This is a genomic window from Caballeronia sp. GACF4, assembly GCF_023631025.1.
In the GTDB taxonomy this organism is placed as follows: domain Bacteria; phylum Pseudomonadota; class Gammaproteobacteria; order Burkholderiales; family Burkholderiaceae; genus Caballeronia.
Map to the genome: position 1 here is coordinate 1 of NZ_JALQDW010000057.1, position 1,104 is coordinate 1,104.

The 1,104-nt window shown below is 53.0% G+C and carries 1 protein-coding gene and 1 pseudogene; both read right to left on the minus strand.

The genetic code is table 11. The features are described from left to right. Positions 1–350, minus strand: a pseudogene (locus NCR40_RS31170) (hypothetical protein); the annotation flags it as partial. Continuing rightward, a partial coding sequence (locus tag NCR40_RS31175; RefSeq protein WP_250511819.1) for a DUF3304 domain-containing protein occupies positions 343–1,104 on the minus strand: 762 nt, incomplete at its 5' end. The gene NCR40_RS31175 and the pseudogene NCR40_RS31170, both read right to left, overlap by 8 nt.

Sequence of the window (1,104 nt, forward strand, 5' to 3'; positions counted from 1 at the left end):
TTGCTCGTCAGCGCGGATACGATTTCGCCGTCTTTGGCTTCTTTGTTGAGGTCCGTGCCCAGGCCGGAGTAGTAGAGTCGGTACCAAAACTGATTGGGGGTCTTCCCACGGCGTCGATCCTTGTTTTCTCGGTGTGCTTCCCAGAGCCGGCAGATGTTCGAATATCGGGACGTCGATGGGTCATCATGATCACGGTGTCGGCCAAATCCATCAAAAAAGAATCCGATGTGAATTACCGCACCGCATGGGATGCAGTCATCGGAAGGATAAGCCTTCGTGTTGGCGCCAATCGCGTCCAGCACATCAAGAGGCGTGCGATCTGCAGCATCGATTTTGTTCGTATTAGCCATTCTTGCTTCCACCTGCGGCATGGATAAACTTGTTGCTCTTAATCTCGCGCACAACATCTGCAGGCAGCTTCTGCATCGCAAGACCAAACGCTCCGGGCTTGCCCTTCGACTCCGTGACGATGCGCTGCACCGCCGGGTGTTCGTCAAACTTCGGATTGACGAGCAACGTGTAGTACACGTACTGCTCAAGATCGACGGAGTCGGTGAAGCGGTATTTCATCCAGCCTTGAACAGCCACACGCGTGGTTCGACGGTAGGCGGCAGCCCAGTTCAGATTGTCTGGATTTGCGGCCTTGCCATATTTCGTCTGAAACCACTGATCGACCTCTCCATAGTCGATTCGAGAGCCGCTAAAGTCATTGCGAAACTCGAATTCGACATGATCGTCTGGATAGAAGTGCACAGCCAAGACATCGTCGCCTGCCCTGTTCGATCTCTTTACCGGAGGAAGCTGAACTGTCGTTGACTTATGTATCTTCTTTATAGGTGCATAAAGGTTCTTTCGCGCTTCATCTGCATCATAGACTTGCCACTCGACCGTGAACTCCGTTCCCTTTAGCTTGTAACAACAACTCAAACTTCCTTCGCCTGACCCTGGCGGCAGATCCCCGCCTCCACTGGCTCGATTCCCATATTTGTCACGGACCACAAACTCCGTCAGGTTGTACGGCGTGTAATTCATACCCTCCGCGCTCAACCCGCCATACACTGGCTCAGAAGAAAAAAAGTCGCAGCCCGCGAGAAAGACGGTTGC